8 protein-coding genes are annotated in these 6,759 nt (G+C 35.1%); 2 read left to right on the top strand and 6 right to left on the bottom strand.

Annotated elements, in window-relative coordinates; genetic code table 11:
* Positions 1 to 4: 4 nt before the first annotated feature.
* The 3 genes from zapE to ODQ17_RS09165 all read right to left on the bottom strand — a co-directional run bounded on the left by zapE (position 5) and on the right by ODQ17_RS09165 (position 3,203).
* Positions 5 to 1,087: a cell division protein ZapE gene (zapE, locus tag ODQ17_RS09155; protein ID WP_322903063.1), complete on the bottom strand. Its 1,083-nt coding sequence runs from the start codon at positions 1,085 to 1,087 to the stop codon at positions 5 to 7.
* Positions 1,080 to 1,979 (bottom strand): ArgP/LysG family DNA-binding transcriptional regulator, encoded by a 900-nt coding sequence (locus ODQ17_RS09160; protein ID WP_322903065.1) that lies wholly within the window; start codon positions 1,977 to 1,979, stop codon positions 1,080 to 1,082. Before ODQ17_RS09160 ends, zapE begins: the two co-directional genes overlap by 8 nt.
* A 330-nt stretch (positions 1,980 to 2,309) precedes the next feature.
* The gene (locus ODQ17_RS09165; protein ID WP_322903069.1) at positions 2,310 to 3,203 is read right to left on the bottom strand and encodes a PhzF family isomerase; all 894 of its coding nucleotides are present in this window, start codon (positions 3,201 to 3,203) and stop codon (positions 2,310 to 2,312) included.
* Between the two features lie 224 nt (positions 3,204 to 3,427).
* On the opposite strand from ODQ17_RS09165, the gene ODQ17_RS09170 reads away from it, so the two are divergent.
* Positions 3,428 to 4,291, top strand: a complete 864-nt coding sequence (locus tag ODQ17_RS09170) for a LysR family transcriptional regulator (RefSeq protein WP_322903071.1) — start codon at positions 3,428 to 3,430, stop codon at positions 4,289 to 4,291.
* Positions 4,292 to 4,563: 272 nt separating this feature from the next.
* Here the strand turns inward: ODQ17_RS09170 and ODQ17_RS09175 are convergent, their stop codons facing one another.
* Both ODQ17_RS09175 and ODQ17_RS09180 read right to left on the bottom strand, forming a co-directional pair.
* Positions 4,564 to 4,890, bottom strand: coding sequence for a hypothetical protein (locus tag ODQ17_RS09175; protein ID WP_223849256.1), 327 nt, complete (start codon positions 4,888 to 4,890; stop codon positions 4,564 to 4,566).
* A 330-nt stretch (positions 4,891 to 5,220) separates the two neighbouring features.
* Positions 5,221 to 5,820 carry a TetR/AcrR family transcriptional regulator gene (locus ODQ17_RS09180; RefSeq protein WP_322903073.1) on the bottom strand — a complete coding sequence of 200 codons (600 nt, stop codon included), beginning with the start codon at positions 5,818 to 5,820 and terminating at the stop codon, positions 5,221 to 5,223.
* Positions 5,821 to 5,941: 121 nt separating this feature from the next.
* Here ODQ17_RS09180 and ODQ17_RS09185 point away from each other — a divergent pair, with 121 nt between their 5' ends.
* On the top strand, positions 5,942 to 6,271 hold the full coding sequence (locus ODQ17_RS09185; RefSeq protein ID WP_322903075.1) for a darcynin family protein: 330 nt from the start codon (positions 5,942 to 5,944) through the stop codon (positions 6,269 to 6,271).
* 81 nt (positions 6,272 to 6,352) lie between these two features.
* On the opposite strand, the gene ODQ17_RS09190 is transcribed toward ODQ17_RS09185, so the two are convergent.
* A partial coding sequence (locus tag ODQ17_RS09190) for a type I secretion C-terminal target domain-containing protein (protein WP_322903077.1) occupies positions 6,353 to 6,759 on the bottom strand: 407 nt, incomplete at its 5' end.

The following is a 6,759-nucleotide window of genomic DNA, read 5'->3' on the forward strand; positions in this document are numbered from 1 at the left end:
ATATTCAAGCAGGCTCTTGAAGTTCCTTGTTATAACTTATGCTTTGCATTTCCTGTAATCGTGAGTAAGTTCTTTGAAATTCAAATTTAAGTCTCTCACCTTTATATAACTGATTTAATGGCTGTGAGGCAACAAAGTATAGTTTGATTTTTTGATCATAAAGCTCATCAATCAAATAAATAAAACGTCTCACGCTATCATAAATTCTATCTGTCAGGTCACCAATTCCACTGATGAGCACATAATCATATTGCGTAGCGATCTCAATATAATCAGCTGGGCTTCTGGCTTCTCGGCAAATGGCTTCAAAGTCGAACCAAATCACGTTCTTATGACAAGATTTAACATCTATTGATCTGTGGTTGATTATGATGCTCGTCTTGAGTTCTTTCTGGTTATTTGTAAGTTTCTGGTAAACCGAATGAAGCCATTGTTCTGATTCTTCATTTAATGGAAATCTATAGAAATCGTCATTGGAGTTGCTTTCTTTTATGGTTCTATAATCTAGCTGATTACCGATCTTCAAGACTGTGCAATTCTTATTGATATGATCTATCGTCTCTAAAAATCTATCGCGATTTAAACCATTTTTATAAAGATCTTTCGGATCAATATTCGAGGTAGCAACCAATATCACTTTCTTTGAAAATAGCAGATTAAATAGATTTGAAAGTATCATTGCATCGGCAACATTTGATACAAAAAACTCATCGAAGCAAATCAGTTTATAGTTGCTTGCTATGTCATTAGCGATCAGCGTTAAAGGATCTTTATTTCCCCGATAGCCAATAAGTTGTTTGTGAACATCTTTTAGGAAATGATGAAAATGCACTCTCATTTTCTTTTTAAAATTAAGGGAGTTATAGAATAAGTCCATAATCCATGTCTTACCTGTTCCTACACTCCCCCACATATATAGACCTTTAATCTGGGGACTAAAGAAATGATTAGACTGGGTTTCAAGTTTATTCCAAATCTCATCCAATGTTTCAATAGCTTGTCGCTGAGATGGATCTGCAAGAACAACACCATTATCAATCATGGAATTGTATATCTCGATTGGACTTTGACCCTCATGCTTAAGCATCTTCATTCCCTACGGTAGCCAAGATTGTTGTTGAGTGCTTAATAATAATATCATTCATTATTAAAACTGCTGGAGAAAGATAAGAAAGCTGATGCCAGTATAATGGAATCTTAATTCTATATTCTTTTGAAATTTCCTTTATGCCCTGTTTCGATAAATCCTGATTTATCTTGCATATAGGCATTATTCCGTAGCCCATATCACAGGCAAGTCCAGAAATATAAGAGTCAGTCGAAGGAATAATATGAAAAGGAATCATTGATTTTTTTAGTCCGAAGTTAGATTCTAAAAAATCGAAATATATTCTTTCATTTTCATTAAATAAAACTAAAGGAGCTAAACGAAGACTCTCTCTATTAATTCCATTTTTAAACCATTTATTAATAAAATTCTCTGAGGCAACCAGACAATAAACCATATTACCTAAATGTACACTTGTACACCCTCTAATTATCTCAGACTCGGAAGTAATGCAGGCCTGAACTTCTCCTCTTTTTAAGAGTTCGAAGGTATTACAAAGCGTATCAATCTTTACATCTATTGTAATAGCCTCAGAAAGACAGTACTTGGCTAATATAGGGAAAAGCAATGACTCAAATGTACCTATACTCGCAGCAATGGGTAATGGTTTAAATTTATTGTTGATGACTGATTTTAAAAAAACATTCTCTAATAAAGATGCTCGCTGAAGATAAGCAAATAACTCAGCTCCAAATGGTGTTGGTTTACATGGTCTTTCTCTAACTAATAATACATTCCCTAATCGCTCCTCTAATAATCGAACTCTTTGAGAAATTGCTGATTGAGATACACATAATTTTTTACCAGCTTTTTCGAAACTTCCTGTTTCAACAACGGCCGAAAAGGCGTCGCATTTAATTTTGTCTAGCATTTTTAAATGTTATCTATATTAATTAAAATTATATTTCTTAATCATAGTAATGGGTATGGAAATACGAAATACTACAATTGTATTACTTCTGCTAAATAATCATTATTTATTTTAGTTAAATGAGTATCACACATGCAATTAATTAGAAAAACTAATAAAACCATAATTAAATTCAATATTAATTAAAATGCAGCAACAGACTACTAAACTGGTGGTGCGTTAAGCTGATAAGTTTAAGCATTATTTCTTAAAGTATTTGAAAGCTATAAAAAATCCGATTCTATGTCGAATTTTTTATTACTAAATAATGTCTTAATTTCTTAAATATAATCAATCTTTTCCAGAGTACAAAACTGAGCCAACTAAAACGGCTTGGCCTGCAATACTGACGTGTAATATTGAATCTGTTTTCTCAACTGTCACTAGAACTCGCCCCGGTCGTTGTATGGCTAGACCTTGATATCCCCAATAAGTTACTTTCTGGTCACATTCGATTAAATCGTGATGAACAAGGTACGCTCCCGCTGGACCATTTGCATTACCAGTTACAGGATCTTCATTAATACCGATTACAGGCGCGAACATTCGGCCATAGGTAATAGGTTCTTGCTTACTACCTTCCAAGACGAATGGGAAAAACCCATTGCAACCTATTTCAGCACTGATAGCTTTCAATTTTTCATTGTTCGGCGTTAATCCATCAAGCTTACTTCTACTCAGCATGGGCACCATCACCTTGGAATGCCCCGTCGTGACAACTTGTATTGGCAAGTCCGCAAAATCACTCTCACTCACACCCAATGCGCTTGCAAGTTCACTTCGTTGACTCGCATTAAAAGGTGGTAAAAACTCTACGCGACCTTGAGTCATTTTCACCAATAATGCTTCTGGACTTCCAAATATTGAAACGGGTAAATGACCTGCCCCCGTTTTTGCAATTAATGGATAGTCTGATTGGTGGCCCGTAGTTGCAAGTAAAAAATGAGTAGCGATCGTCGCATGTCCACAAATCGGTACTTCATTTGTAGGGGTAAAATATCGAACATGTATGTCATGGCTTTGATCTTTTGGAGATAAAACAAAGGCAGTTTCTGAATACCCTGCGAATGCAGCAATATCTTGCATCTCTTGAGTTGTAAGATGATTAGCATCTAAAACAACTCCTGCTCGATTTCCTGTATTTGGTTGAGTGGTAAATGCATCAACCACATAAATGGCCGTCATGACAGAACTCCTCTGTTGCTAATATTGTGATCTCAGAAATAGCTCCTGCCATAACCAGAAAATCTTATTTAATTGCAGTAATGCATGTCGTAGCTCTAAAAGGTTTATAGTCGCCTTATATAATGAGTTTTGAATTCCTGTAGTGATTGTTTGAATTGTATAAATCTAAACATCGGGGATACTATAGTTTTTATTGCAAACGCATTTTTTAAATATGGAAAGGTATGAACTGGGACGATACTAAAATTTTGTTAGCTATTGGGCGAACTGGCGGGTTGAGCCGCAGTGCAAAATTACTTGGTATTAGTGTTTCTACCGTACATCGCAGAGCTGTTGAACTAGAGAAAAGTCTCAATGCGATTCTTTTTTCTCGAGACAGTGATGGCTATACACTCACCCATGTTGGAAAACATTTTTTTTCTTTGGCTGAAAAAGCAGAAGAGCATTTAATAGCGATGGAACGTTACAACGATCAAGGGCAACAATCATTGTTTCGCATTGCTTTACCTGAGTTAATCGGGCAACAGTTGCTTCAGTCAAAGCTAACAGCATTGCAACTGAAGCATCCAGATTTACAATTAGAGATATCGACGAGTGTCGTTCCTGTTGATTTTTCCCGACGGGAAGCTGACATTATTCTTCGACTTGTTCGTCCAGAAAGCGGGCGTTACATTATTCGACGCCTTGGCCAACTGGAGTATGGGCTTTATTGTAGTAAAGATTATCTCGCCAGTTTCACAGAGCATGCTGAAACGGCTGATGATTTACTGAATCATCGTATAATCGGTTGGGACCGCAGCCTTCAATATACGTTCTTAGCACAATGGATGCGTGAACTCACCCAAGATGCAGCCCCTGCTTTGTCTTTTGATAACATGCACTCGCAACTACGAGCAGTCATTGAAGGACAAGGAATTACAGCTCTGCCTTGTTTTGTTGCACAGGCTTCTGGTTTAGCACCCATACTACCTAAGCAAACTTTAAAACAAGATGTGTGGCTAATGCGTCATTTAGATACGAAGGATAGTGACTATTCAACGTTGATTAGCGAAACAATTGAAAAAGAGCTACAAGAATATCTGTTGTGATAAAAATTAGCTTTTATTCTAATTTTAAATTCAAAAAGAAATTTTATGTTAAATCGAGTTATATCTCACTCAAATTATACAGAGTAATTTTAGTCAAAATGATTAGCGGGAGTTATCAAATTTGCTCACAAAAAAGCCGATTTGTGTCAAAATCGGAATTTTGCTCTTTTGTAGTGGACAAAAATTTTTAACACTCTGATTTTAAAAATCTTTTTAAACATGGTTTCAGATAACACCCATTATATTAAATAATCAATACTTAAAGTTGAAAATTAGTCTTCGACCAATCCTTTTAAAAAAAATTGAAGCCCTAAATAAATTGAAGTATATAACATGACTCCATAAGCATTTTCCAAACTCAAAAAAATAAGACTTACTAAAAAACTTAAAGAAATTGCAAATGTTAAAGATAAAATAGTATTAAAAAAATCATTAACTTTATATTTTTTTATAAACACAAAAATTATATAAATAAGTCCACTTAAAGCTAGATTTATGCCCAATATAATTGGATAAAATACCAATAAAAAGAAAAAAAATACTGAAGTTATGCCCAAAAATATATGGAATATACAAAAAATTCGCCAAAAACCATTCATAGGTACTACCTATTAATTATTAATATTTTGTAAAATTAACATAATACAGCTTATGTGAAAGGTATTTTTTATCTAATATAAATCATAGTTTTATTTTTTAACCAAAGCACAACTCATAGTACTTGGGCTGTTTTAATGATTTGACACCTTTCAGGATTATTTTTTGATCAACTCTCAACAATTTCATGTAATTTCTATTAATTCTAAAGCAGATAAATATCTAATTTAAATCCTTCATATGTCGTAAGAGTTACTAAACTTTTGAATTGCTGAAATAGAAAATGACAATTTATATGTCACATGACAAACAAAAACCATGACTTATGTCCGCTAGCTCAAATCCAAATAACCCAATACAGCTTTTTCAACTCGCTGCTGTAAATCATTTAAATCACTTTCCCCTGCGATGCCTGCTGCGTTAATCATTCCTTTGCTTAAAGCAATTACATCTTGTGCGGCTGTCTGAGTATGTGAAACGCCAGAACGTATAAACAGATCAGAAATTATGGTTTCAAACTCGTGTTGAAGTTCTCTTTCTTCAATGTCTTTTCCAATAAGTTCTGAAGCAAATTCTAAAGTTCGTGCCAACTGTGGACGGCTCAATTGATGTTGTACAGCAGCGTGTATGATCAGTTTTAATTTTTCTTTTAAGTCTGAGACATCATTTTGCTCTATGACTTTAACGATACGACTTGAGAGGTTAGTGCGCTCACGTCGAATTAACTCGACGATTAAAGCATCTTTAGATGGAAAGTACTGATATAGGCTACCAATGCTTACGCCAGCAAGTTCAGCCACGGCATTTGTGTTAAATCCTGCAAAGCCTAACGACTCTAAAATGCGAGCAGCTGCTTCTAAAATAGCTTCAAAGGTAGCCACTGAGCGTGCTTGACGCGGGCGTTTGCGTGGGTCTGGAAGTGTTTCTGACATGAGCCGAAATACGAGTATGTAATGTGAGTAATCACTCATATACTGACTGAGTCATGTTGATATGACAAGCAAATGCTGTCTTTTCAATTGAACTATAACTCGGCCCAGTCATGGAGTGGTTATGTCTAGAACTTATACTTTTTTTATTCATTTAAGAGCTTTACCTGCTTGGTTGGCTTTAGCTCGTGAAAAGCGGGCTGAGTTTACTACACAAAAGCTTGAACCGCTTTTTGAAAAGTACTCTACTGTAAAAGTTCGATGGTATGACGTTGAAGCATTTAGCACTAAAGCGAGTGATATTGCTGTGTTTGAGACGACATCTTTGCAAGATTATTATTTTGTGATTGATGCGATTCGAGACTCTGAGTTTTGTACTGTGCCCTACTTTGAGTTTGTAGAGATTATTCCTGCAATTGAAGATGGGTATGTGGAGTATGAAAGTTCTTTATAGTGATTGTGAATAAAAAACCGCTATTAAATAGCGGTTTTTTATTGAGCCTTTAAAATTTAAATTAAAGTGTCATTGATGAAACTAAATTACAAATACATCAGCTTTAATTAAATCATCCAAACTAGCTACATTTGTTTGATTATTTAGAATTAATAACTTGGTGGCTGAATAATTTACATCATTTCCATCTCTATCCAAGCTTAGCGTAACTGTTGAACCGCTTTTTTCAAATGATACAAACTGATTGAGATTTTCTTTGCTAGCATGCCCAATAATTAACTCAGAAATATTAATTTTATCTCCTTGGGAAACATTAAAGTCTGACCATGTATCAATGCCATTACCACCTGTAGCATCATTTCCAAAACCTTCTAAAATTTTGAAAATCGCATTATCAGCACCAGTACCGCCATTCAGCTGGTCATTACCGGCCCCACCTTCAAGAATGTCATCACCAGCTCCGCCACTTAGACTGTCGTTACCAGCAC

The organism is Acinetobacter sp. IRS14 (genome assembly GCF_034650275.1).
GTDB lineage: Bacteria > Pseudomonadota > Gammaproteobacteria > Pseudomonadales > Moraxellaceae > Acinetobacter > Acinetobacter oleivorans.